General features: G+C 71.3%; 24 protein-coding genes. 11 read left to right on the plus strand and 13 right to left on the minus strand.

What is annotated here, in order from left to right:
- Positions 1-116 precede the first annotated feature (116 nt).
- The 6 genes from V8690_RS27115 to V8690_RS27140 all read left to right on the plus strand — a co-directional run bounded on the left by V8690_RS27115 (position 117) and on the right by V8690_RS27140 (position 6,506).
- Positions 117-1,688 carry an ABC transporter ATP-binding protein gene (locus V8690_RS27115; RefSeq protein ID WP_338782694.1) on the plus strand — a complete coding sequence of 524 codons (1,572 nt, stop codon included), beginning with the start codon at positions 117-119 and terminating at the stop codon, positions 1,686-1,688.
- Complete coding sequence (locus tag V8690_RS27120) at positions 1,688-2,809, plus strand: ABC transporter permease (RefSeq protein WP_338782695.1); 1,122 nt, start codon at positions 1,688-1,690, stop codon at positions 2,807-2,809. Before V8690_RS27115 ends, V8690_RS27120 begins: the two co-directional genes overlap by 1 nt.
- Positions 2,806-4,071, plus strand: coding sequence for an ABC transporter permease (locus tag V8690_RS27125; RefSeq protein WP_338782696.1), 1,266 nt, complete (start codon positions 2,806-2,808; stop codon positions 4,069-4,071). The genes V8690_RS27120 and V8690_RS27125 overlap by 4 nt, the downstream gene beginning before the upstream one ends.
- A complete protein-coding gene (locus V8690_RS27130; protein WP_338782697.1) occupies positions 4,068-4,472 on the plus strand; it encodes a cytidine deaminase in 405 nt (134 codons plus the stop codon). The genes V8690_RS27125 and V8690_RS27130 overlap by 4 nt, the downstream gene beginning before the upstream one ends.
- Before the next feature lie 78 nt (positions 4,473-4,550).
- On the plus strand, positions 4,551-5,828 hold the full coding sequence (locus tag V8690_RS27135) for a thymidine phosphorylase (RefSeq protein ID WP_338785472.1): 1,278 nt from the start codon (positions 4,551-4,553) through the stop codon (positions 5,826-5,828).
- Between the two features lie 93 nt (positions 5,829-5,921).
- Positions 5,922-6,506 (plus strand): Uma2 family endonuclease, encoded by a 585-nt coding sequence (locus V8690_RS27140; RefSeq protein ID WP_338782698.1) that lies wholly within the window; start codon positions 5,922-5,924, stop codon positions 6,504-6,506.
- Positions 6,507-6,509: 3 nt separating this feature from the next.
- On the opposite strand, the gene V8690_RS27145 is transcribed toward V8690_RS27140, so the two are convergent.
- On the minus strand, positions 6,510-7,430 hold the full coding sequence (locus V8690_RS27145; protein WP_338782699.1) for an AEC family transporter: 921 nt from the start codon (positions 7,428-7,430) through the stop codon (positions 6,510-6,512).
- A 178-nt stretch (positions 7,431-7,608) separates the two neighbouring features.
- Here V8690_RS27145 and V8690_RS27150 point away from each other — a divergent pair, with 178 nt between their 5' ends.
- On the plus strand, positions 7,609-7,953 hold the full coding sequence (locus tag V8690_RS27150; RefSeq protein ID WP_338782700.1) for an STAS domain-containing protein: 345 nt from the start codon (positions 7,609-7,611) through the stop codon (positions 7,951-7,953).
- Here the strand turns inward: V8690_RS27150 and V8690_RS27155 are convergent.
- From V8690_RS27155 to V8690_RS27165, 3 genes are all read right to left on the minus strand, one after another.
- Positions 7,837-8,853 (minus strand): sigma-70 family RNA polymerase sigma factor, encoded by a 1,017-nt coding sequence (locus V8690_RS27155; RefSeq protein ID WP_338782701.1) that lies wholly within the window; start codon positions 8,851-8,853, stop codon positions 7,837-7,839. The two genes, V8690_RS27150 and V8690_RS27155, sit on opposite strands and share 117 nt — an antisense overlap.
- Before the next feature lie 119 nt (positions 8,854-8,972).
- Entirely contained in the window at positions 8,973-10,121 is a 1,149-nt protein-coding gene (gene dnaN, locus V8690_RS27160; RefSeq protein ID WP_338782702.1) for a DNA polymerase III subunit beta, read from the minus strand.
- A gap of 101 nt (positions 10,122-10,222) precedes the next feature.
- Entirely contained in the window at positions 10,223-11,491 is a 1,269-nt protein-coding gene (locus V8690_RS27165) for an MFS transporter (protein WP_338782703.1), read from the minus strand.
- A gap of 63 nt (positions 11,492-11,554) precedes the next feature.
- Here V8690_RS27165 and V8690_RS27170 point away from each other — a divergent pair, with 63 nt between their 5' ends.
- On the plus strand, positions 11,555-12,517 hold the full coding sequence (locus V8690_RS27170; protein WP_338782704.1) for a LysR family transcriptional regulator: 963 nt from the start codon (positions 11,555-11,557) through the stop codon (positions 12,515-12,517).
- Between the two features lie 92 nt (positions 12,518-12,609).
- Here V8690_RS27170 and V8690_RS27175 read toward each other — a convergent pair whose 3' ends face one another.
- A complete protein-coding gene (locus tag V8690_RS27175; RefSeq protein WP_338782705.1) occupies positions 12,610-13,368 on the minus strand; it encodes an alpha/beta hydrolase in 759 nt (252 codons plus the stop codon).
- A 123-nt stretch (positions 13,369-13,491) separates the two neighbouring features.
- On the opposite strand from V8690_RS27175, the gene V8690_RS27180 reads away from it, so the two are divergent.
- On the plus strand, positions 13,492-14,649 hold the full coding sequence (locus V8690_RS27180) for an adenosine deaminase (RefSeq protein WP_338782706.1): 1,158 nt from the start codon (positions 13,492-13,494) through the stop codon (positions 14,647-14,649).
- A 141-nt stretch (positions 14,650-14,790) separates the two neighbouring features.
- Positions 14,791-15,144 (plus strand): ATP-binding protein, encoded by a 354-nt coding sequence (locus V8690_RS27185; protein WP_338782707.1) that lies wholly within the window; start codon positions 14,791-14,793, stop codon positions 15,142-15,144.
- Positions 15,145-15,229: 85 nt separating this feature from the next.
- Here V8690_RS27185 and V8690_RS27190 read toward each other — a convergent pair whose 3' ends face one another.
- The 5 genes from V8690_RS27190 to afsQ1 form a co-directional block, all read right to left on the minus strand.
- Complete coding sequence (locus V8690_RS27190) at positions 15,230-15,442, minus strand: PspC domain-containing protein (protein WP_338782708.1); 213 nt, start codon at positions 15,440-15,442, stop codon at positions 15,230-15,232.
- Positions 15,443-15,507: 65 nt separating this feature from the next.
- Positions 15,508-16,092 carry a VanZ family protein gene (locus V8690_RS27195; RefSeq protein WP_338782709.1) on the minus strand — a complete coding sequence of 195 codons (585 nt, stop codon included), beginning with the start codon at positions 16,090-16,092 and terminating at the stop codon, positions 15,508-15,510.
- A 95-nt stretch (positions 16,093-16,187) separates the two neighbouring features.
- Positions 16,188-16,805, minus strand: coding sequence for a hypothetical protein (locus V8690_RS27200; protein ID WP_338782710.1), 618 nt, complete (start codon positions 16,803-16,805; stop codon positions 16,188-16,190).
- The gene (locus tag V8690_RS27205) at positions 16,805-18,421 is read right to left on the minus strand and encodes a HAMP domain-containing sensor histidine kinase (RefSeq protein ID WP_338785473.1); all 1,617 of its coding nucleotides are present in this window, start codon (positions 18,419-18,421) and stop codon (positions 16,805-16,807) included. Before V8690_RS27205 ends, V8690_RS27200 begins: the two co-directional genes overlap by 1 nt.
- Positions 18,408-19,085 (minus strand): two-component system response regulator AfsQ1, encoded by a 678-nt coding sequence (gene afsQ1, locus V8690_RS27210; protein WP_010048893.1) that lies wholly within the window; start codon positions 19,083-19,085, stop codon positions 18,408-18,410. The genes V8690_RS27205 and afsQ1 overlap by 14 nt, the downstream gene beginning before the upstream one ends.
- A gap of 236 nt (positions 19,086-19,321) precedes the next feature.
- Here afsQ1 and V8690_RS27215 point away from each other — a divergent pair, with 236 nt between their 5' ends.
- A complete protein-coding gene (locus tag V8690_RS27215; protein ID WP_338782711.1) occupies positions 19,322-20,077 on the plus strand; it encodes a SigE family RNA polymerase sigma factor in 756 nt (251 codons plus the stop codon).
- Positions 20,078-20,239: 162 nt separating this feature from the next.
- Here V8690_RS27215 and V8690_RS27220 read toward each other — a convergent pair whose 3' ends face one another.
- The 3 genes from V8690_RS27220 to V8690_RS27230 form a co-directional block, all read right to left on the minus strand.
- On the minus strand, positions 20,240-20,899 hold the full coding sequence (locus V8690_RS27220; protein WP_338785474.1) for a uridine kinase: 660 nt from the start codon (positions 20,897-20,899) through the stop codon (positions 20,240-20,242).
- Between the two features lie 184 nt (positions 20,900-21,083).
- Complete coding sequence (locus V8690_RS27225) at positions 21,084-22,595, minus strand: MDR family MFS transporter (protein WP_338782712.1); 1,512 nt, start codon at positions 22,593-22,595, stop codon at positions 21,084-21,086.
- A gap of 26 nt (positions 22,596-22,621) precedes the next feature.
- Positions 22,622-23,218, minus strand: coding sequence for an NAD(P)H-dependent oxidoreductase (locus tag V8690_RS27230; RefSeq protein ID WP_338782713.1), 597 nt, complete (start codon positions 23,216-23,218; stop codon positions 22,622-22,624).
- Between the last annotated feature and the right edge of the window lie 55 nt (positions 23,219-23,273).

The following is a 23,273-nucleotide window of genomic DNA, read 5'->3' on the forward strand; positions in this document are numbered from 1 at the left end:
GTCGGCCCCTTTGTATGCCGTAGGGGCGCTACGCGCGTAGACGACCCCCGTCCCCAGGAGAGTGCGCCATCAACGCGTCCAGCAGCCCTCCGGCCGGAGCGGCGGTCCAGGAATCGGTGACCGCCGTCGAGCTCGCCGGGATCACGAAGCGATTCCCGGGCGTCGTGGCCAACCACGACATCCACCTCAGCGTCCGCAAGGGCACCGTGCACGCCCTCGTCGGCGAGAACGGCGCCGGCAAGTCGACGCTGATGAAGATCCTCTACGGCATGCAGAAGCCGGATGAGGGCACCATCGCCGTCGACGGCGAGAAGGTCGGCTTCTCGTCGCCGGCCGATGCCATCGCCCGCGGCATCGGCATGGTCCACCAGCACTTCATGCTCGCCGACAACCTCACCGTCCTCGAGAACGTCGTGCTCGGCAGCGAAAAGCTGTACGGCATCGGAGCCAAGGCCCGCCGCAAGATCAAGGAGCTCTCCGAGCGCTACGGCCTCGATGTCGAGCCCGACCTCCTGGTCGAGGAACTCGGCGTCGCCGCCCGCCAGCGCGTGGAGATCCTCAAGGTCCTCTACCGCGGCGCCCGCATCCTCATCCTGGACGAGCCGACCGCCGTGCTCGTGCCGCAGGAGGTCGACGCCCTCTTCGCCAACCTGCGCGAACTGCGGTCCGAGGGCCTGTCGGTCATCTTCATCTCGCACAAGCTCGGCGAGGTGCTCTCCGTCGCCGACGAGATCACCGTCATCCGCCGTGGCACCACCGTCGGCACGGCCGTCCCCGCCGAGACCACCCCGCGCCAGCTCGCGGAGATGATGGTCGGCAGCGAACTGCCCACGCCCGAGACGGCCGAGTCCACCGTCACCGACCGCCCGGTCATCAGCGTCGACAAGCTGCGCCTGGCGGCCCCCGGCGGCAAGGCCCTCCTCGACGACATCAGCTTCACCATCCACGCGGGCGAGGTCCTCGGCATCGCCGGCGTCGAGGGCAACGGCCAGACCGAGCTGGTCGACGCGCTCATCGGCCTGCGGACCGCCGACTCCGGCACCATCCGGCTCGCCGACGAGGAGATCACCGCCTGGCCCACCCGCAGGCGCCGCGAGCAGGGCATCGGCTACATCCCCGAGGACCGCCACCGGCACGGACTGCTCCTGGAGGCCCCCCTCTGGGAGAACCGTATCCTCGGCCACGTCACCGAAAAGCCCCTGGCCAAAGGCGTCTGGCTGGACCCGAAGGCGGCCCAGGAGGACACCCGCCGGATCGTCACGGCGTACGACGTCCGCACCCCCGGCATCGACGTCACCGCCGCCTCCCTGTCCGGCGGCAACCAGCAGAAGCTGATCGTCGGCCGCGAGATGAGCCACAAGCCGCGCTTCCTGATCGCCGCCCACCCCACCCGGGGCGTGGACGTCGGCGCCCAGGCCGCCATCTGGGACCACATCCGCGAGGCCCGCCGCGAGGGCCTGGCCGTCCTGCTGATCTCCGCCGACCTGGACGAGCTCATCGGCCTGTCCGACACGCTACGCGTGATCTACAACGGCAAGCTGGTCGCGGACGCCGACCCGGCCACCATCACCCCCGAGGAGCTCGGCTCGGCCATGACCGGTGCCGCCACCGGGCACCTCGAGCACGAAGAGACCCCCGGGATCTCGAAGGCCGACGCCCCCGAGTCTCCGGAAGACGAGGCCCGCTGATGAAGAAGTTCGACAGGGAGCGCGTGCTCCTCGCGGTGGCCGGACCGGTCATCGCGCTCGCCGTGGCCTTCGTCCTGAGCGCGATCGTGCTGGTCGCGTCGGGCAAGAACCCCGTCGAGCCGTTCGCCCTCATGTTCGAGCAGATCGGGTTCTCGGACATCCAGGTGCTGGTCATCAACCAGGCGTCGATGTACTACATCGCGGCGCTCGCGGTGGCCATCGGCTTCCGGATGAACCTGTTCAACATCGGCGTCGACGGCCAGTACCAGCTCGGCGCGATGCTGGCCGCCATCGTCGGCGCCCACGTCGCTCTGCCGGCCGGCCTCCAGATCCCGCTGCTGCTCCTGACCGCCGTCCTCACCGGCGCCTTCTGGGCCGGCATCGCCGGTGTCCTCAAGGTCACCCGCGGCGTCAGCGAGGTCGTCGCCACGATCATGCTCAACGCGATCGCGACCTCCGTGATCGCCTACCTGTGGCTGCCGAACGTCTTCGGTGTGAAGGTCGGCAACAACAACACCACCGGCGAGATGCACGAGTCCGGCTGGATCCCCGGCATCAACATGGGCGCGGCCGGCGAGATCTACGGCCTGGTGCTGCTCGCCGTCCTGCTCGGCATCGGCTACTGGGTCGTCCTCAACCGCACCCGCTTCGGCTTCGACCTGCGCGCCTCCGGCGCCTCGCAGACCGCCGCCGCGGCCAGCGGCGTGGACCCGGGGCGCATGGTGCTCAGCGCCATGCTGATCTCCGGCGGCATCGCGGGCCTCGCCGGCCTGCCGATCCTGCTCGGCGACACCCACACCTACAGCCTCAACTTCCCCACGGGCATCGGCTTCCTCGGCATCGGCATCGCCCTGCTCGGCCGCAACAGCCCCGTGGGCATCGCCTTCGCCGCCCTGCTGTGGGCCTGGCTCGACAAGGCCTCGCCCGAGCTGGACTTCCACGGCTACGACAAGGAGATCGCGGTCATCATGCAGGGCCTGATCGTGCTCTCGGTCGTCGTCTCCTACGAGGCCGTCCGCGAGTGGGGCCTGCGCCGCCAGCAGCGCCGGGTCGGCGCCGAACTGGCCGCCGGTCACGTCCTCGGCAACAACAACACCACGAAGGAGGTGGCTGGCCGATGACCACCGCGACCGACCTCAACCAGCCCACGCTGCAGCCCGCGGCGCCGACCGGCCGCCGCCTGTCGTGGCCCGTCCTGCTGCTGATCATCGCCGGAGGCCTGGCGCTCACCTCGATCGTCCGCCTCATCACCGGCGCCGACGGCATCACCAACGTCAGCCAGATGTCCACCGCGCTCCAACTCGCCGTGCCGATCGGCCTCGCCGGTCTCGGCGGCCTGTGGGCCGAGCGCGCGGGCGTGGTCAACATCGGCCTCGAGGGCATGATGATCCTCGGCACCTGGTTCGGAGCCTGGGCCGGTTTCCAGTGGGGCCCGTGGACCGGTGTCCTGGTCGGCATCCTCGGCGGCGCGATCGGCGGCCTGCTGCACGCCTTCGTGACCGTCACCTTCAACGTCAACCACATCGTCTCCGGTGTGGCCATCAACATCCTCGCCCTCGGCGCCACCCGCTACCTCGCGCCCCTCGCCTTCGAGGGCCACACGGGCGGCTCCGCCAAGCAGTCCCCGGCGGTCGACTCCCTCGGCAGCTTCACGGTGCCGGGACTGTCCGACGCCCTGCGGGACCTCAACGCCCACGGCTGGTTCCTCATCTCCGACATCGCCGGCCTGCTCGGCGGCCTGGTCACCAACGTCTCCTGGCTGACCCTGATCGCCGTCGCGCTGATCCCCGGCACCTGGTGGGTGCTGTGGCGCACCGCGTTCGGCCTGCGGCTGCGCTCCTGCGGCGAGAACCCGGTGGCCGCCGAGTCCCTCGGCGTCAACGTCTACAAGTACAAGTACATCGCCGTGATCATCTCCGGCGGTCTGGCCGGCCTCGGCGGTGTCTTCCTGTCGATCGTCGCCAACCCCTTCTACCTGGAGGGCCAGGTCAGCGGCCGCGGCTTCATCGGCCTCGCGGCGATGATCTTCGGTAACTGGATGCCGGGCGGCCTCGCCCTCGGCGCAGGGCTTTTCGGCTACACCGACAGCCTCAACCTGCGCGGCGGCTCCGCGAACGTCCACGCCCTGCTGCTGCTCGGCGCGCTGCTGCTGGTCATCGGCGCGATCTGGCTGGTGATCCGCAAGAGGTACGTCCCGGCCGTGTGCACGCTGGTCGCCGGCGCCCTGGTGTTCACCTGGTACGCGACCACCGACGAAGTCCCGAACCAGGTCGTCTCGGCCACGCCGTACGTCATCACCCTGGTGGTCCTCGCCCTGTCCGCCCAGCGCCTGCGGATGCCGAGGGCGAACGGCATGCCGTACCGGAAGGGGCAGGGCAAGTGACCGACGCAGGCCCGGACGTCGACTGGGAGAAGCTGCGCGCGGTGGCCCGGGACGCCATGTCCCGGGCGTACGCCCCGTACTCCGGCTACCCGGTCGGCGTGGCGGCCCTGGTCGACGACGGCCGGATCATCTCCGGCTGCAACGTAGAGAACGCCTCGTACGGGCTCGCCCTGTGCGCCGAGTGCGGCCTGGTGTCGGAGCTGCACAACACCGGCGGCGGCAGGCTGACGCACTTCACGTGCGTCGACCGGAACGGCGAGTCGCTCGTCCCGTGCGGCCGCTGCCGCCAGCTGCTGTACGAGTTCGGCGGCCCGGACCTGCTGCTTGAGACACCGGCGGGCATCCTGCCGCTGTCGGAGATGCTGCCGCAGGCCTTCGGGCCCGGCCACCTCAGCAAGTAACTCCCGTGCGGCCCTCCTGAGTCGATCAGGGGGGCCGTACGGCTTCTGGAATCCTCGGAAGGAAGCCAAGCCATGGCCATGGACGCCATCTCCGTCATCCGCACCAAGCGGGACCGCGGCGAACTCAGCGACGAGCAGATCGACTGGGTCATCGACGCGTACACCCGCGGGGAGGTGGCCGACGAGCAGATGTCGGCCCTCGCGATGGCCATCCTGCTCAACGGCATGAACCGCCGCGAGATCGCCCGCTGGACGGCCGCGATGATCGCCTCCGGCGAGCGCATGGACTTCTCGTCCCTGTCCCGCCCGACGGCCGACAAGCACTCCACGGGCGGCGTCGGCGACAAGATCACGCTGCCGCTCGCCCCCCTGGTGGCCGCCTGCGGCGCGGCGGTCCCGCAGCTGTCGGGCCGCGGCCTCGGCCACACGGGAGGCACGCTCGACAAACTGGAGTCCATCCCCGGCTGGCGCGCCCTGCTCTCGAACGAGGAGATGCTGCACGTCCTGGACACCACCGGCGCGGTGATCTGCGCGGCGGGCGACGGCCTGGCCCCGGCCGACAAGAAGCTGTACGCCCTGCGCGACGTCACGGGCACGGTCGAGGCGATCCCGCTGATCGCCTCCTCGATCATGTCGAAGAAGATCGCGGAGGGTACGGGCTCGCTGGTCCTGGACGTGAAGGTGGGCACGGGCGCCTTCATGAAGACCCTGGAGGACGCCCGCGAACTGGCCGCCACGATGGTCGGCCTGGGCACGGACCACGGTGTGAAGACGGTCGCGCTCCTCACGGACATGTCGACCCCGCTCGGCCTGACGGCCGGCAACGCCCTGGAGGTCCGTGAGTCGGTGGAGGTCCTGGCGGGCGGCGGCCCGGCGGACGTGGTCGAGCTGACGATCGCCCTGGCACGCGAGATGCTGGACGCCGCCGGGGTGAAGGACGCCGACCCGGCGAAGGCCCTGGCCGACGGCTCGGCGATGGACGTCTGGCGCCGCATGATCACGGCCCAGGGCGGCGACCCGGACGCGGCGCTTCCGGTGGCCCGCGAACAGCACCTCATCAAGGCCCCGGCCTCGGGCGTCCTCACTCGCCTCGACGCCTACGGCATCGGCGTCGCTGCCTGGCGCCTCGGTGCGGGCCGCGCCCGCAAGGAGGACCCGGTCCAGGCGGGCGCGGGCGTGGAGATGCACGCCAAGCCGGGCGACACGGTGCGGGAGGGCCAGCCCCTGCTGACCCTCCACACGGACACGCCGGATCGCTTCGAGTACGCGCTGGAGTCGGTCGAGGGCTCGTACGACATCGCCGCTCCGGGGACGGCCTTCACGGCGTCGCCGGTGGTGCTGGAACGTATCGCCTGACCAGGCGGTTTCTCATTCGGGTGAACGGGATCGGTGGACCCGCCGGTCCCGTTCGGCATGCTGGGATCGGTGACGCACCGATAGGAGACCGCCATGAGCGCACTCACCGTGAGCCAGGACCCCGACCAGAACTGGGACGACCTCGTCCGGTTCTGGGAGGACATGGAATGGCCTGAGGGCAGCAAGGTGGAGATCATCGAGGGGATCATCACCGTGTCACCTGCTCCCGCGTCCCGCCACAACGTGATCGCGGCCCGCATCCAGCGTCGCCTCTACTCCGCGATCCCCGAGGACTGGGAGGTCTTCCAGAAACTGGCGATCGCCGTACCGTCACGTCTGGGCATGCTCATCCCGGACCTGCTCGTGGCGCCCGTGCAGGAGTGCGCGGAGGCGGACTCCCACATCCCGGCGGCCCTGGCCGAACTCGTCGTCGAGGTGACCTCCAAAGCCAACGCCCGTCACGACCGCGTCAGCAAGCCCGCCGCATACGCCACGGCCGGGATTCCGCTCTACCTCCTCATCGACCGCTGGGCTCCCGGAGGCCCCACCGCGACGCTCTACGGGGAGCCGAAGGGCGATGTCTACCGCGTGCTGAGCGCCGTGAAGTTCGGTGACCCCATCAAGCTGCCGGACCCGTTCGACGTGACGATCGACACCGGTGAGTTCCCGGTCGACTGACCGTCACCCCAGCAACGCCGCGACCACCACCAGAACCGGCACCGCCAACACCGTCGACAACAAGATCGCCTCCCTCGCCAGCACCTCGCCCACCCGGTAACTGCTCGCGTACGTGAACAGGTTCTGCGCCGCCGGAAGTGCCGACGTCACCACCACGTCGAGCAGGGAGGCCCCGTGGAGGCCGAAGACGCCCACGGCGAGCGCCCAGGCGACCAAGGGCTGGATGACCGCCTTGAGGGTCACGGCGAGGAGGACAGGGGCCCGTTCCGCGCCTCGCAGCGGGATCGTGCTGCCGCGCAGCGAGATGCCGAAGGCCAGAAGCACCGCCGGGACCGACATGTTGGCGATGAGAGTCAGGGGGTCCATCAAGGGGCCCGGTACCGTGAGACCCGACGCCGACGCCGCCACACCGGCCAGGGAGCCCAGGGCTATCGGGTTGCGCAGGGGCGTGAGCAGGCGCTGCCACAGGGGCCGCTTCTCGCCGCCGCTCGCCAGGTCCAGGACCGTCAGCGCCACCGGCGTAACCCCGACCAGCTGGAACAGCAGCACCGGCGCGACCAGCGACGCGTCGCCCAGCACGTACACCGCGATCGGGATGCCGAGGTTCCCCGAGTTGACGTAGCTGGAGCACAGCGCGCCGATCGTCGTCCGGCCCACACCCCAGCCGCGCGCGGCACCCACCGCCACGAAGACACCCGCCACCGCCGCCGTGCTCATCGCCGTGACCAGCAGCCGGTCGGAGAAGATCACCGACAGGTCGGCCTGGGCGAGCGTCGTGAAGAGCAGGGCCGGAGACGCCACGTGGAAGGCCAGCCTGGTCAGCACCTCGCGCCCGCCGTCGCCCAGATGTCCACGGCGACCGATCAGATAGCCGACCCCGATGACGACCGCGATGACCGCGAAGCCGCTCAGCACCCCCTGCACGGCGCCCCCTCACCGGAGATGCGGGCGTCGGACAGCGCGGGAGGGGCAGTTGCATGGTGCATACAGCCAACCCTCCGGGGCAGGCCGTCCCGAGGTCAATGTGATCCTTACGGCGCCGAGAGGACGGACCGCCGCGATGAGTTACCGCCGCCCGCCCGGTCTACCGATCGTGGACGCCATGACACCGCCCGTGCTCGTGCTCCCCGGCCCCGTCGCCCGGGACGAGGTGAGCGGACTGAGCGACGACGTGAGGGCACTGCTGCAAGCCGGCCGTGCCCGGGTCGTGGTGTGCGATGTCGGAGGCCTCGGGCCGCCGGGGCTCGCCGCCGTCGACCTGCTCGCACGCCTCCAGCTCGCCGCCCGCAGGGCCGGGGGCCGGATACGACTGCGCGACCCCGACCCGGCCCTACGCGCCCTTCTCGACCTGGTCGGGCTCCGCTTCGAGGTGGAGGGGCAGGTCGAAGAGGGGGAACCAGCGCTGGGTGTCGAGGAAGCAGTGGAACCCGGTGATCCGGCCGTCTGAGATCTCCAGCACCTGGACCGCCCACGGCGTGAAGCCGCCCTTCTCCGGGTCCGGCTTGTACTGGGCGAACCCCGGCAGGCCGTTGACCTGGACCGGCACCAGCCGGGAGCCCGCGCAGGGCGCGCCGAGGGTGGTCATGAAGCCGGTGATGTCGCCGACGCCGGTCAGCCACAGGTCGAACGGCGGCATCGTCATCACCGCGTCCTCGTGCAGCAGGGCTGTCAGCGCCGACATGTCGTAGCCCTCGAAGGCCGCCACATAGCGGTCCAGCAGCTTCTGCTGGTCCTCGTCCAGCGGGTCGGAGACGGTCGCGTCGGCGCCCGGCTCCTGCCGCTCGGCCAGTGTCGCGCGGGCCCGCTGGAGGGCGCTGTTGACCGACGCCACGGACGTGTCCAGCAGCTCGGCGACCTCGCTGGCCTTCCAGGCCAGCACCTCGCGCAGGATCAGCACGGCCCGCTGCTTGGCCGGCAGCTGCTGCAGGGCGGCCATGAAGGCGAGCCGCACCGACTCCTTGGCTATCGCCGCCTCCGCCGGGTCGGCGGTCGTGGGCAGCACACGGGCGTCCGGCATGGGCTCCAGCCAGGTGTTGTCAGGGCGGGGGGTGAGGGCCGCCTGGGCGAGCGGGGTGGACTCGGTCAGGTCCATGGGCCTGGCGCGCTTGTTGCCCGCGGTCAGCATGTCCAGGCACACGTTGGTCGCGATGCGGTAGAGCCAGGAGCGGAGGCTGGAGCGGCCCTCGAACTTGTCGTAGCTGCGCCAGGCGCGGACCATCGTGTCCTGTACCGCGTCCTCGGCCTCGAAGGAGGAGCCGAGCATCCGGTAGCAGTACCCCGTCAGCTCCGTCCGGTGTGCCTCCAGCCTGGCGTCCAGGTCTGTCGGTGTCGCCGTGCCGTTCGTCATCGTCCACCCACCCCTGTGGAATTTCTGTCACGCGCCATCGCGCCCAGCACTTCGGAAGCTACCGCAGCCCACTGACAACGGCCCCCCGAGCGCACGAAAGCGCAGGCAGGAGCGGTGCTTCACACCAGCTGTTTCACCGACATCAGCAGATGCCGGTGCTCCCCGGCCATCTCCCCGGCCGCCTCGGCAGCCCCCTCGCCCGGCACCGCGTGCAGCAGCGCCCGCTGCCCCGCCCCCAGCAGTTCCAGCCGTACGCGCGGAGTCTCGAAGGACGTCAGCGCGTCCAGCAGATAGGCCGGGTTGAAGGCCATCGGCACCTCGTCGGCGCCCGTCAGCGTGGCCGGCAGCCGCTGGGCCGCCACGTCGTCGCCGTCGCCGGCGCGGAGCATGACGGACCCGTCGGACGAGAAGTCCAGCCGCACCGGACTGTTCGCCTCCGCCACCACCGCGACCCGCCGCACGGCCTCCGCGAGCCCCTCGCACTCCACTTCGGCGACCGCGGCCCCCGCCATGTCGAACAGCGACCTGTACGTCGGCAGCCGTCCGTCCAGGAGCCGCAGCGCCGTCCGCGTCCGCCCGCCCCCGAAGCCGATCAGTCCGCCGCCACCGGCCGGGTCCCAGCCGATCAGCACGTCCCCGCAGCGGCCCAGCGACCGCGCGACGTCCAGCAGGCGCCGCGCGGGCAGCAACGCGTCCACCACACCGTCGGCCGCCGCACCCGGCCGCCACTCCAGCCGCCGCACGGCGTACCGGTAGCGGTCCGAAGCGGCGAGTGTCATCTCCTCGCCGTCCAGACGCAGTTGGACCCCCGTCAGCAGCGGCAGCGTGTCGTCGCGCCCGGCCGCCACCGCGACCTGGGCGACGGCCGTCGCGAACGCGGCGCCGTCCACCGTGCCGTACGGCGCGGGCGGCACCGGCAGGGCCGGGTACTCGGTGACGGGCAGCGTCGACAGCCCGAACCGCGTACCGTCCGCCTCCACCGTGAACCGCGAGGCCTCCAGCGCGCAGCTCACCGGCCCGTCCGGCAGCACCCGGCAGACGTCCAGCAGCCGCCGCCCCGGGACGAGCACCCGCCCGGGTGCCGCGACCTCGGCGTCGGCCTCCACCCGTACCGCCGCCTCGAAGTCGAACCCCGTCACGGCCAGCCGCCCCGCGTCCGCCTCCAGCAGCAGCCCGCCCAGCACCGGCACCGGCGTCCGCGCGGGCAGCGCCCGCACCGCCCGGCCCACGGCCTCGGCGAACGCCGTACGGTCGATGCGGAACTCCATGAAAAATCCCCCTGGGCCGAGTCCGGTGGTCAGCAGACGCGGACGTTATCCGCACCCACTGACAACCGGCCCCGACCAGGGGGAACGGCCGGACTCCGGGCTCAGGCGGCCGTGGCCAGGCGCTGCACCCGTGCCGCCCGCGTCCCGAAGACCGTGATCGTGACGACGCCCAGGACCGCCAGCAGGCCGACCCCGACCGTCCCGGCCCAGCCGCCGGCGTGGAAGGCGATCGCGCCGACCGTGCTGCCCGCGCTGGAGCCGATGTAGTACGCCGACTGGTAGAGCGCCGAGGCCTGTGCGCGGCCGGTCGTGGCCGTCTTGCTGACGGCCGAGGACGCCACCGCGTGGCCCGCGAAGAAGCCCGCCGTGATGAGGACCAGGCCCAGCAGGATCAGCGGGAGGGAGCCGGCCAGGGACAGCAGCAGACCCGCCGCCGTCGTACCGCCGCCCGCGTACAGCGCGCCCCGGCGGCCCAGCCTGCCCACCAGGCGGCCGGCCGTCGACGCCGACACCGTACCGACGAGGTACACCAGGAAGACCGAGCCGATGATGCCCTGCGGCAGCGAGAACGGTGCCTCGGTCAGCCGGTAGCCGATGACCGTGTACACGCCACCGAACACCGTCATGAACAGCGCGCCGATCGCGTACAGCCGGCACAGCAGCGGGTTGGACAGGTGGTCACGGACCGTCCGGGCCAGCACGCGCGGGCGCAGCGAGCCGGTCTTGAAGTTCTTCGGTGCCGGGAGCAGCAGCCGGAAGGCCACCGCGCACGCCACCGCGAGCGCGCCGATCACACCGACGGCGACCCGCCAGCCCCACTCCTGGGCGACCCAGCCGGTGATGACCCGGCCGCTCATCCCGCCGACGCTGTTGCCCGCGACGAACAGTCCGATCGCGGTGACCAGCGCCTTGGGACTGACCTCCTCCGCGAGGTACGCCGTCGCCGACGCCGGCAGTCCGGCCAGCGCCGCGCCCTGGAGCGCCCGCAGCACGACCAGGACCCCCAGCGACGGGGCGAAGGGTGCCAGCAGTCCGACCGTCACCGCCACGGCCAGCGAGGCCGTCATGACCGCACGCCGCCCGAAGCGCTCCGACAGGGCGCTCATCGGCAGGACGAACAGCGCCAGCCCGCCCGTCGCGGCGGCCACCGTCCAGCTCGCGTCGCTCGCCGTCACCCCGAACTCGCCGGAGATCAGCGGGAGCAGCGCCTGCGTGGAGTACAGCAGCGCGAAGGTCGCGACACCCGCGAGGAAGAGGGCGAGGCTCATCCGGCGGTAGCCGGGCCCGCCCGGGGACATACGTGAGTCGGCGGCAGGGACAGAGGCATCGGCGCCCACGGTGGTGGACGCCCCGGTACTGGCGGGAGACATGCTTCGAAACTACGTACGCGCCCACTGATCCGTCCAATGCATGGAACCGCCATAATCGTTCCCATGGCGCATCAGCACAGTTCAGCGGCTCGACTGTCACCATCCGGTGACACAGAAGACATGGCACAGATGTCGAAGGTGCTGGCCCCCCGCCTCGCGTACTTCGCCGGCGTGGCCCGCACCGAGCACGTCACCCGCGCCGCCCAGGAGATGAACGTCCCCCAGTCGACCCTCTCCCGGGCCATGGCCCGCCTGGAGCAGGACCTCGGCGTGGATCTCTTCGCCCGCCACGGCCGCACGGTCTCCCTCACCCCGGCCGGGCGTACCTTCCTCACCTCCGTCGAGCGCGCCCTGGCCGAGGTCGAGCGCGCCGCCGAGCAGGTCCGGGCCGACGCCGACCCCGCCACCGGCAAGGTCGCCTTCGGCTTCCTGCACACCATGGGCGCCGAGACGGTCCCGGGCCTCCTCCAGGCCTTCCGCGCCGATCATCCGCGCGTCCGCTTCAGCCTCGTCCAGAACTACGGCGAGGCCATGCTCGAACGCCTCCGCGCCGGCGAACTGGACCTGTGCCTGACGTCCCCCGTCCCCGACGCCCCCGACCTGGTCGCCCGCCGCCTCGACGAGCAGAAACTCCGCCTGGTCGTCCCGGCCGACCACCCCCTCGCCACCCGTCGGCGCATCCGCCTGGCCGAAGCGGCCGACGAGACCTTCGTCACCCTGGAACCCGGCTACGGCATGCGCCGCATCACCGACGACCTCTGCAAGGAGGCCGGCTTCAAGCCCCGCATCGCCTTCGAGGGCGAGGAGGCGGAAACCCTGCGGGGCCTGGTGGCAGCGGGCCTCGGCGTCGCCCTCCTGCCCCCACCGGCCGTCCCCCGCCCGGGAGTGGTCGAACTGACGGTCACGTCCCCCCGAGCGGCCCGCGAAATCGGCGTGGCCTGGCTGGAGGGCCACCCGGACACACCCCCGGTAGCAGCCTTCAAGAAGTTCCTGCTCTCAAGAAGAGGCAGCTTGTTGCCGACCTAGCGGCGCGGCTGTATCCATGTGCGGCTCCGCCGCGCGGGCGCGAGCAACCACCGACAACCCGCACCCCGAAACCACAAGCACCTCAAACGGCGCTACCGCCTCGAAGGACTGAACCCCGCAGCCAGTGGCATCCGCAACCCCAACGGCGGTGGCGCGGCAAACGCATCCCGCACAGGCCGGGACACGTCCCGCCCGAACAGGACCCCCATCACGAAGTCCTCGGCCAACGCGAGGACTTCGTCCCGGTACTGACTCAACCCGTGCCCGTCCGCATGCACTTCGAACCGGCACACATCCCGATTCGCCTTCTTCGCACGCGCCGCCAGCCGGAACGACAACTCGGGATCCGTCCGCGCGTCGTTCGTGCCGTGCACGATCAGCACCTGCCGCCCCACCAGCTGCTTCACCGGTTCGGGTGGCGCGGCCACATCCTCCTCCGGCAGCCAGGGAGCGAGCGCCAGTACGGAGTTGACGGCCTCGTGCCCAGCCGCCCGCAACCCGGCCCGGCCGCCCATGCCGATACCGGCGAGGCAGACGGGAACGTCTCCGTAACGCCGTACGACCTCGTCGGCCGCCCAGGCCGCGTCGGCCGCGAGGTTGGCCTCGCTGCCGTTCCAGCCGCGGTAGCGGTAGTGCACCACGTGTGTGACGAGACCCTCGTCCCGGCCCGCGCGGGCCAGGCGGCGCCCCAGGGCGCGTACGGAGGCGGTCGCCACCATGGGAGACGGTCTGCGGCCGGAGACCTCGTCGCCGCCGGGGAGCAGCAGCACGACGCCGCTCACCGCCGACGGCGCCGGACCGAATGTCCTGCCCAGCCGGGCCCTGCGAACCGGCGTCGGTTGGTGTGCCATGACAGAACAGTGTCAGAAGCGCGGGTGTACTCGACCCGTCCTTGGGGTCACCGTTAGGTATCGACGGAAACGCAAAGGATACGAGGACCCGCCATCTACGCGCGTAGGAGTTAGAGTGCGGAAATGACGAGCCAGACCATCGCGAACACCCCGACACCGGAGCAGATCCACCGGGCGCCCAAGGTTCTGCTGCACGACCACCTCGACGGCGGCCTGCGTCCCGCCACGATCGTCGAACTCGCCCACGCGACGGGCTACTCCCAGCTCCCCGAGACCGACCCGGAGAAACTCGGCGTCTGGTTCCGCGAGGCCGCCGACTCCGGTTCCCTGGAACGGTACTTGGAGACCTTCTCGCACACCGTCGGCGTCATGCAGACCCGCGACGCCCTGGTCCGGATCGCCGCCGAGTGCGCCGAGGACCTCGCCGAGGACGGCGTCGTCTACGCCGAGGTGCGCTACGCCCCCGAGCAGCACCTGGAGGGCGGCCTGAGCCTCGAAGAGGTCGTCGAGGCAGTCAACGAGGGCTTCCGGGAAGGGGAGCGCCGGGCGCGGGAGAAGGGCCTGCGCATCCGCGTCGGGGCCCTGCTCACCGCCATGCGGCACGCGGCCCGCGCCCTGGAGATCGCCGAACTCGCCAACCGCCACCGGGACCTGGGAGTGGTGGGTTTCGACATTGCGGGTGCCGAGGCCGGCTACCCGCCCACCCGGCACCTGGACGCCTTCGAGTACCTCAAGCGCGAGAACAACCACTTCACCATCCACGCCGGCGAGGCCTTCGGGCTGCCCTCCATCTGGCAGGCCCTCCAGTGGTGCGGCGCCGACCGGCTCGGGCACGGCGTGCGGATCATCGACGACATCCGGGTCCACGAGGACGGCAGCGTCGAACTCGGGCGGCTCGCCTCGTACGTCCGGGACAAGCGCATCCCCCTGGAGCTGTGCCCGAGCTCCAACCTCCAGACCGGGGCGGCGGCCTCGTACGCCGAGCACCCCATCGGACTGCTGCGCCGGCTGCACTTCCGCGCCACGGTGAACACCGACAACCGCCTCATGTCCCACACCAGCATGAGCCGGGAATTCGAGCACCTGGTCGAGGCATTCGGTTACACGCTCGACGATATCCAATGGTTTTCTGTCAATGCTATGAAGTCGGCGTTCATTCCTTTCGATGAACGGCTGGCCATGATCAATGACGTGATCAAGCCCGGATATGCCGAGCTGAAATCCGAATGGCTGTTCCGGCAGACCGCCTCCACCAGCGGTTCTGCGGCCTCGGAGAACTGACCTGGGGTTCATTGGCACGCAGGGGATGCGGGCGGTGTTCACAAGCCGTCCATATTTCTATGTTTGCGGCGGGTGGTGCCGCCTGATTACGGTCGTTGCACCGCTCACACACCCCGTCACCCCATGATGAGGACGCATTTCATGAAGCAGTCTGCTGCCAGGACTCTCGGTGTCGCCGCCCTCGGTGCCGCCTTCGCCGCCGCCGGTGCGGGCGCCGCCAACGCCGCCCCGGCCCTCCCGGACACCGCTCAGACGCTGGAGACCGTCACCCAGGCGCTTCCGGCGGAGCAGCCCTCCCGGACGCTGCCGGGCTCGGGTGAGGCGCTGGGTCAGGGGCAGACGGCGGCCGGTGCCGGTCTCGCCGCCGCCCAGCCCGTCGCCGAGCAGCTGCTCGCCGGGGGCTCGGCCGGGCCCGCCGCCGAGCTGCTCGGCGGGCTGCCGGTGCAGGGCCTGCCCACGCACGGCCTGCCGGTGAACGGCGTTCCGGTCGGCTGAACCTCCCGCCCGGGCGGAACACACACCGATGGGGCGCACCCCTGGACACAGGGTGCGCCCCATCGGTGTTTTCGCGTACAGGCCGTTACCAGGCCGTCTGTGCCTTGTTCCGCACCTTGCTCTCCGAGGGCAGCAGGATCCACAGCGCGATGTACAGCAGGAACTGCGGGCCGGGCAGCAGGCACGAGACCAGGAAGATCACCCGCATCGTCGTCGCGGAGGTGCCGAAGCGCTGTGCCAGCGCGGCGCACACTCCGCCGATCATGCGGCCGTGGGTGGGGCGGGCGAGGCGGGACATGTGCGGCTCCTTCGTGAGGCGTCGGCGTGAGGTCTCTCGTCCGAGTACCCCATCTGCACTCCACGCTACGGAGACGAAGGGGGCAAAGCGTCGCTCCAGGGGGCGATCCCGACCCTGGGAATCGTCGGGGTCCGACCCTCAGCCGGCTCCTGCGGGGCAAGCGGCGTACTGGTCAGACGCGCGAGAGTGCGGCGGCGCAGCCAGGAGCGGCCGGCCGGGACGAGCGCGAGATGCGCGAGGGCCACGCCCGCGGTGTTCAGGAACAGCGAGTCGACGTCGACGACCTGACCCGGAACGCCGGTCTGGAGCAGTTCGATGCCCAGCGACAGCAGGGCGCCGGCCGTGACGGTGCGCAGCAGGGACGCCAGGGGCGAGACGGTCAGTCTGCCGCTCACCATCGGCAGCAGCACGCCCAGCGGAGCGAGCAGCGCCAGCTTCTCGCCGATGTGACGGGCCGCCTCCGGCCATCCCAGGGCGAGATCGGCCCGGATGCCGTCGAACGGCCGCAGATTGGCGGGCATCACCCAGGGCACGTCCAGCGGCCGCAGCGTGAACCAGGCGACGAACGCGAGGTGTGCGACGAGGAGGACACCTCCTGTCACACGGATGCGGAACTCGGCGCTGCCGCCGATGGAGCCTTGACGCTGCACGCCCCCCTAGACGCGACCTCCGGCGGAATCGGTTCCGCGATACCGCCCGATACGCCGGTGAGGCATGCGCCACAACCCCTCGGAGCCCGGCCCGCTCACTCTCCGGCCACGTCCCTGGACGGCGGTTCCTTGCTGCCCGGGCGGGCCCGCACCTCGTCGGTGCACTGCCAGCGGCGCGGGGGCTCGGCGCCGGGGCCGCCCAGGACCACGGAGCCGTCGCCCTCGGCGGCCGCCGAGTCGGAGAAGGTGCAGACGATCTGGGCGAGGGCGTACGAGGTGAGGCTGTCCGGCGCCGTGCTCAGCCGCAGCGTGTCCTCCGGATCGCCGGGCCGGGGCCCGCTCACGGTGATGCCGCCGCGTACGTCCGTGCTGTCGCCGGCCTCCTTCTCGGCGGGCGACGGCGGCGTCGCGAGCTGGTTCAGCAGGCCCTGCGCCACCAGCATGCGCCGCCCGGAGTCGGCCGCGCCGTCCGGGACCCGTACGGTCCGGTCGACGGTCACCAGCGACGACCCGCACAGCAGGAACACCTGCACCGGCAGCCCCCGGGCGGCCTGTGCCGACGCGTCCGGCTCGGCGAGCGAACAGCGCACCCGCGAGGGCGCGGGCCCGAAGTTCGTCGGCACCTCCGTGGCCCGGATCCCGCAGCCGGCGAGCAGCAGGGCGAGCACGGACACGGCACCGATCCGAGCCCCGGACACGAGACGTGTGGTCATCAGGCGTCCCCCTTCGAGTCCTCGCCCTGGTCCTGGTCGGTGTCGTCCTCGTGCTTCCGCTCGCCTTCGGCGGGCTGCTCCCCCGGAGCGTACGTGTGGCGCGGGAGCCGCAGGGTGAACACCGCGCCCGAGTCGGGCGAGTTGGCCGCGGTGAGTTCGCCGCCGTGGATGTGGGCGTTCTCCAGGGCGATGGACAGGCCCAGGCCGCTGCCCTCGGAGCGCGGCCGGGAGGCGCTGGCCTTGTAGAAGCGGTCGAAGACGTGCGGCAGGACGTCCTCGGGGATGCCGGGCCCGTGGTCCCGCACCTCGATGACGATCGAGTCGTCCTCCTCACGGACCGACACCCGCACCGGGGAGCCGCCGTGCTTGAGCGCGTTGCCGATGAGGTTGGCCAGGATGACGTCCAGACGACGCGGATCGAGGCGGGCGTGGATGCCGCGCTCCGCGTCCAGCTCGACCGCGTCCAGCCAGGCGCGGGCGTCGATGCACGCGGTGATCTGGTCGGCGATGTCGACGTCGTCCAGGACGAGCCGGGCCGTGCCCGCGTCGAAGCGGGTGACCTCCATCAGGTTCTCGACCAGGTCGTTCAGCCGCCGCGTCTCGCTGACCACCAGCCGCACGGCCGGCTCGATCATCGGGTCCATGCTGCCGGTCTCCGCCTCCAGCTCCTCCTCCAGCACCTCCGTCACGGCGGTGATGGCGGTGAGTGGCGTACGCAGCTCATGGCTCATGTCGGCCACGAACCGCCGGGACGCCTCGTCCCGCGCGGCCATGTCGGCGACCCGCTTCTCCAGCGCCTCGGCCGCCTTGTTGAACGTCCGGGACAGGTCGGCGAGTTCGTCGGTCCCGGACACCCTGAGCCGGGTGTCCAGCTTGCCCTCGCCGAGCCGCCGCGCGGCCGTCCCGAGCCGCTGCACCGGCTTCAGCACCGTCGTCGCCGCGGCCTGCGCGAGCAGCGCCGAGCCGATCAGCGCGAGCCCCGTGGCGATCCCCAGCGACCAGGCCAGCGAGTTGAGGTCCTTCGCCTCCGGCTCCAGCGACTTCAGCATGTAACCGGTCGGACCGCCGCCGATCACCCGCGTCCCGGCCACTAGGTACGGCGTGTCGTGGTCTATGACCCGCTGCCAGTACAGGTGGTGCGGGTGCTTGTCGGCCCCGTCGGTCTTCTGCGTCTTGTTCACCGCCGTGCGCAGCGAGACCGGCACGTCCCGCAGCGAGAAGCCGCTCAGACCGCCGGAGCTGCCGTAGACGGTCCTGCCCTCGGCGTTGCTCGCGACCAGCAGCACGCTGAAGCGCTGGTCGCTGCCGGCCATCTGGCCCGCGGTGTGCTGGAGCTCGTCCTGCGTCGGATGCTCGGGCAGTGCGCCCGCCCGGTTCTGCATCTCCTGCTCGAAGTCGCGCAGCACGGCGTCCTGGGTGCGGGTGAGCACGGCCTCGCGGTTGAGCCAGTAGGCGATGCCGGACGCGGACACGGCGGCCGTCAGCGCCACCAGGCCGAAGACGACGACCAGCCTCAGCCGCAGGCTCGTGAAGCGCAGCCGCGACAGAACTCCCTTGCGCGCCGCGGTCCAGCCGCGGTCCCCCCTTGGTGGTGCCGCTGTGTCACTGAGGCGGATCCAGCCGGTAGCCGACACCACGCACGGTACGGATCAGCGTCGGGGACGACGGCACGTCCTCGACCTTGGCGCGCAGCCGCTGGACACAGGCGTCCACGAGCCGTGAGTCGCCCAGGTAGTCGTGCTCCCACACCAGCCGCAGCAGCTGCTGCCGGGACAGCGCCTGCCCCGGCCGCCGGCTCAGCTCCAGCAGCAGCCGCAGCTCGGTCGGCGTGAGCTGGAGGTCCTCGCCGTTCTTCGTCACGGTCATCGCCGAGCGGTCGATGACGAGGCTGCCGAACGTCGCCGCGTCGTTGGACTCCCGCTCGCCGCGCCGCAGCACGGCCCGGATCCGGGCGTCCAGTACCCGCCCCTGCACGGGCTTGACGACATAGTCGTCGGCGCCGGACTCCAGGCCGACGACCACGTCGATGTCGTCGCTGCGCGCGGTCAGCAGGATGATCGGCAACTGGTCCGTGCGCCGGATGCGCCGGCACACCTCGAACCCGTCGATGCCGGGCAGCATCACGTCCAGCACGATCAGATCCGGCCGCTGCTCGCGCAGCAGCTTCAGACCGTCCTCACCACTGGCAGCGGTCGCCACCCGGTGACCCTGGCGCGTCAGCGAGAGCTCCAGGGCCGTCCGGATGGCGTCGTCGTCCTCGATCAGCAACAGGGAAGGCACGGGCACATTCTGGCCCATGGAGGGGCCGGGGTTCGACCTGTGGGCCGATATGGGGCCCGCGCCTACCGCCGGCGCCTGTGCGCGAGCCGTGGCGGTCCTGTGGCCGACCCCTGTGACAGGTCTGTGACAGTCGGCGGACACGGCCATGAAAGTGCGGCGGCAAGCTTTTCGCACAAGCAGGAAAGCCCGCCCGACCGGCGGGCCGCACACCGGAAGTCCACGACGGGGGGCGCGAGATGAACACGCTGCACGGCACCAGCACCAGCGCAGTGATCACGCGTCTCCACGACGTGAACCGGGGTTCCGAGAAGTCCGGTGCCGTGAGCGGGCGGGGGTGCGCTCGCGGCACCGGGCGTCAGCACACCGCGTTCATGACGGTGGTTGACGCGCACACGGGGGACAGCAAGGGGACGGGGGCGGTTCACGGGGGAGCCGCGTACAGGGAGGACTCGGGGGAGCGCCGCTCGCTGTCGGAGGCGGAGTTCACCGCCTACGTCCAGGAGCGCCGCGCCTCCCTGTACGCCACCGCCTACCACCTCACCGGCGACCGCTTCGAGGCCGAGGACCTGCTCCAGAGCGCGCTGTTCTCGACGTACCGGGCGTGGGACCGGATCAGTGACAAGGCCGCGGTCGGCGGATACCTCCGCCGCACCATGACCAACCTGCACATCAGCGCCTGGCGGCGCCGCAAGCTCAACGAATACCCGACCGAGGAACTGCCGGAGACGCCCGGCGACACGGACGCGATGCGCGGCACCGAACTGCGCGCGGTCCTGTGGCAGGCGCTGGCCCGGCTGCCCGAGCTCCAGCGCACCATGCTGGTCCTGCGCTACTACGAGGGCCGCACGGACCCGGAGATCGCGGAGATCCTCGACATCAGTGTCGGCACGGTGAAGTCCAGCATCTGGCGGTCGCTCCGCCGGCTGCGCGAGGACGAGGTCCTCAGCTTCGGCCGTGACGAGGAGGACGCCTTCGGCGAGCTCGTGGCCTGAAGGTTGGGGGGAAGCACCAAAGAGGCCCCACGGGGGACTGGAACCGGGGCCCACGGGGGAACTGCGGAGACGCTGGGGGGCGTCTCCTCAGGACAGTGGGGGACACGGGGGAGCGGGACTGGAGGGCCGGGGGGTCCGTCCAGTCCCGCATTTTTTCGCTGCCTAGGCCGCCGTACCGAGACTCGCGCACCGGCCCGCCGCCGCGGCCGCCAGCCGGCCCATCGCCTCGTCGCGGTCGCAGGCGTACGCGCCCAGCGCCGTCTGACGGGCGACGATCGAGCGCTCCTGACGCATCAGGCGCCAACCGCGGCGCAGCAGGAACGGCACCGACTTGCGGCCCTCCTTCAGATCCCGCAGGAAGCGGCGGCGGAACGTCTTCACCGGGCCGCGGCTCAGGCACAGCGCGTCGGCGAGGACGCCGAGCTCCCGGCAGCGCGTGACGATCTCCGCGGCGAAGATGCCCTCCGCGATGAACAGCGGGGTCCGCCCGATGTCCACCGTCTCCGTGCCGGTGCGGGCGCTCAGCGCGATGTCGTAGACGGGGACGTCCGTACGGCCCGTGCGGCACAGCCGGGTGATCGCGGCTATGGCAGTGTCCGCGTCCCACGACTCCGGATGGTCCCAGTCGATGTCCGAACTCCCCGCCACCAGCGGCAGCGTCGGGTCGTCGCCCTCCTTGTAGAAGTCGTCGAGCCGCAGCACCGGGAGGCCGGAGCGGGCCGCGAGGAGGGACTTGCCGGAGCCGGAGGGGCCGCAGAGCAGCACGACTCGCGTCGGTAGGGGCAGAGGGGAACTCACGGGACACCAGTGTGACGCATCCATCGGGGGCCGTACGACCCCGCAGGGCGCCTTTGATGCGCGCGTCACATCTCAACTGCTCTTTGTGTCGCATCGATTACCCAGAGTGCCGGTAGGCGGTAGCGATGGCCCGGCTCTCAAAGTCGACGCGCTCGACAACGGTGTCGGCACCCAGCTCGCCGATTTCAAGCCGATGACGCCCCAGGCGCTACCGGCCCCGCAGCGGGACCTCCCGGACCAGCCAGGACACCGCGAACGCCACGGCGCACAGTGCGGCCGTGCCGAGCGCGACTCCGTGCAGCCCGTCCACCACGCCCGTCCGGAAGGCGTGCCGGACCGGTTCCGGCAGGTCGCGCAGCAGCTCGGGGGTGAGCTCGCCGCCGGTCAGCCGCGCGCCGTCGGCACCGAGCCGGTCCGTGACGACGTCGGTGAGCCGTCCCGTGTAGACGGAGCCGAGGACGGCGACACCGAGCGAGCCGCCGATGGTGCGCAGCAGCGTCTGGGTGCCACTGGCCGCACCCATGTCGCGCGGTTCCGCGCTGTTCATCGTGATGAGCATCGTCGGTTGCATCAGGCAGCCGATGCCCACGCCGAGCAGCAGCGTCAGGCCGGAGGCCACGGGCGTCGACGTGCTGGTGCCGAGGGTCAGCAGGGCCAGCGCCCCGGCCGCGGCCAGCGCGCCGCCCGCGATGGGGTAGAGGCGGTAGTGGCCGCCTTCGGCGACCCGGCGGCCGATGACGAGCTGGGCGCCCATCATGCCCAGCATCAACGGGAGCAGCAGCATCCCGCTCTCGGTGGACGACATGTCCCGCACGAACTGCATGTACTGCGGCAGATAGCTCGCCGCCGCCAGCATGGCCGCGCCGGTGACAAAGCTGAGGATCTGCGCCACGGTGAAGTTGCGGTCGCGGAACAGCCGGGGCGGGATCACCGGTTCCAGGGCGCGCCGCTCGACCCGCACGAAGGCGGCAAGCGCGATGGCGGAGGCCACGGCGAGCCCGATGACCTGCGGTGACGACCAGGCGTACGTCGTCCCGGCCCAACTCCCCAGCAGCGTCAGGGCGAGGATCGCGCCGGTCAGCAGCCCGGCGCCGGCGAGGTCGATGCGCGGCTCGGTGCGGGTGGCGCGCAGCCGCACCCCGAAGCCGATGAGGACGAGCGCCACGGCGCCGACCGGAACGTTGACGTAGAACACCCAGCGCCAGTCGAGCTGGTCGGTGAGGAAGCCGCCGACCAGTGGGCCGCCGATCATCGCGGCGGGCAGCAGTATCCCGATCAGCGACTGGGCGCGCCCGGCCTCCGCCGGGGTGAGCAGCGTGCCGATGAGCGCGAGCGCTCCCACGAACAGCCCGCCCGCGCCGATCCCCTGAAGGGCGCGGAAGGCGATCAACTGGCCCATGTCCTGGGCGATTCCGCACAGCACGGAGCCGATGAGGAACACGGTGATGGAGGTGAGGTAGCCGTACTTGTGGCCGTACAGGTCGCCGAGTTTGCCCCAGATGGGCGTGGTGACGGCGGTGGTGAGCAGGTAGGCCGTGATCACCCAGGACAGGTGGTCCAGGCCGCCCAGGTCTCCGACGATGGTGGGCAGTGCGGTGCCGACGACGGTTCCGTCGAGCGTGGCGAGCACGATGCCGAGCAGCAGGCCGAGGACGACGAGCCGGGAGGGCGGGGCGTCCGGCCGGGCCGGGTCCGCTGTGGTGCCCGCAGGTGAGTCCATGGCCTCCTCGGGCCGGGCCCCGGCCGTCATGCGACGTAGCCGCGGACGGACTTGGCGTCCCGTAGGGCGTGGCCCCACCAGGCGAGCTGGTCGAGCAGGGCCTTCGCGGCCGTGTCGGCGGCGGGGTCGGTGCAGTTGCCGTCCGCGTCGAAGCGGCCCCACGCGTCGTGGAGGCTGACGGTGTTGCGAATGGTCATGGCGTTCAGCTCGGCCATGACGACCCGCAGCTGTTCCACGGCGCGCAGACCGCCGGACAGGCCGCCGTACGAGACGAAGCCGACGGGCTTGCCGTGCCACTCCTCGTTGTGCCAGTCGATGGCGTTCTTCAGGGACGCCGGGAAGCTGTGGTTGTACTCGGGCGTGACGAGGACGAAGGCGTCGGCCTCTGCGAGCCGCGGTGACACGCGGGCCAACCGCTCCTCGGTGCCGGGTGGAGGCTGCTGGCCGAACGCCGGGAACACCGTCGGGAGCGGTGTCTCCGCCAGGTCCACGACGTCGGCGTGCAGATCGTCGCGCTGGTCGAGGTGGCCGGTCAGCCACTTCGTCACGACGGGCGCGAAACGTCCCTCACGTGTCGAGCCGACGAGGACGGCGACGCGGAGGGGTGGGGTGGTGGTGGGCATGGGTCTCCCCTGGTGGTGTACGACGTATCTCGGTGCGTACAACGTACACATCAAT

This window comes from Streptomyces sp. DG1A-41, assembly GCF_037055355.1.
GTDB lineage: Bacteria > Actinomycetota > Actinomycetes > Streptomycetales > Streptomycetaceae > Streptomyces.

What these genes read in the sequence shown, in the direction of transcription:
- V8690_RS27120 (WP_338782695.1), top strand. Translation starts at nt 1,688, where the DNA reads ATGAAGAAGTTCGACAGGGAGCGCGTGCTCCTCGCGGTGGCCGGACCG.
- V8690_RS27125 (WP_338782696.1), top strand. Translation starts at nt 2,806, where the DNA reads ATGACCACCGCGACCGACCTCAACCAGCCCACGCTGCAGCCCGCGGCG.
- V8690_RS27135 (WP_338785472.1), top strand. Translation starts at nt 4,551, where the DNA reads ATGGACGCCATCTCCGTCATCCGCACCAAGCGGGACCGCGGCGAACTC.
- V8690_RS27140 (WP_338782698.1), top strand. Translation starts at nt 5,922, where the DNA reads ATGAGCGCACTCACCGTGAGCCAGGACCCCGACCAGAACTGGGACGAC.
- V8690_RS27150 (WP_338782700.1), top strand. Translation starts at nt 7,609, where the DNA reads ATGACACCGCCCGTGCTCGTGCTCCCCGGCCCCGTCGCCCGGGACGAG.
- V8690_RS27155 (WP_338782701.1), bottom strand. Translation starts at nt 8,853, where the DNA reads ATGACGAACGGCACGGCGACACCGACAGACCTGGACGCCAGGCTGGAG.
- dnaN (WP_338782702.1), bottom strand. Translation starts at nt 10,121, where the DNA reads ATGGAGTTCCGCATCGACCGTACGGCGTTCGCCGAGGCCGTGGGCCGG.
- V8690_RS27165 (WP_338782703.1), bottom strand. Translation starts at nt 11,491, where the DNA reads ATGTCTCCCGCCAGTACCGGGGCGTCCACCACCGTGGGCGCCGATGCC.
- V8690_RS27170 (WP_338782704.1), top strand. Translation starts at nt 11,555, where the DNA reads ATGGCGCATCAGCACAGTTCAGCGGCTCGACTGTCACCATCCGGTGAC.
- V8690_RS27175 (WP_338782705.1), bottom strand. Translation starts at nt 13,368, where the DNA reads ATGGCACACCAACCGACGCCGGTTCGCAGGGCCCGGCTGGGCAGGACA.
- V8690_RS27180 (WP_338782706.1), top strand. Translation starts at nt 13,492, where the DNA reads ATGACGAGCCAGACCATCGCGAACACCCCGACACCGGAGCAGATCCAC.
- V8690_RS27185 (WP_338782707.1), top strand. Translation starts at nt 14,791, where the DNA reads ATGAAGCAGTCTGCTGCCAGGACTCTCGGTGTCGCCGCCCTCGGTGCC.
- V8690_RS27190 (WP_338782708.1), bottom strand. Translation starts at nt 15,442, where the DNA reads ATGTCCCGCCTCGCCCGCCCCACCCACGGCCGCATGATCGGCGGAGTG.
- V8690_RS27200 (WP_338782710.1), bottom strand. Translation starts at nt 16,805, where the DNA reads ATGACCACACGTCTCGTGTCCGGGGCTCGGATCGGTGCCGTGTCCGTG.
- V8690_RS27215 (WP_338782711.1), top strand. Translation starts at nt 19,322, where the DNA reads ATGAACACGCTGCACGGCACCAGCACCAGCGCAGTGATCACGCGTCTC.
- V8690_RS27220 (WP_338785474.1), bottom strand. Translation starts at nt 20,899, where the DNA reads ATGGATGCGTCACACTGGTGTCCCGTGAGTTCCCCTCTGCCCCTACCG.
- V8690_RS27225 (WP_338782712.1), bottom strand. Translation starts at nt 22,595, where the DNA reads ATGGACTCACCTGCGGGCACCACAGCGGACCCGGCCCGGCCGGACGCC.
- V8690_RS27230 (WP_338782713.1), bottom strand. Translation starts at nt 23,218, where the DNA reads ATGCCCACCACCACCCCACCCCTCCGCGTCGCCGTCCTCGTCGGCTCG.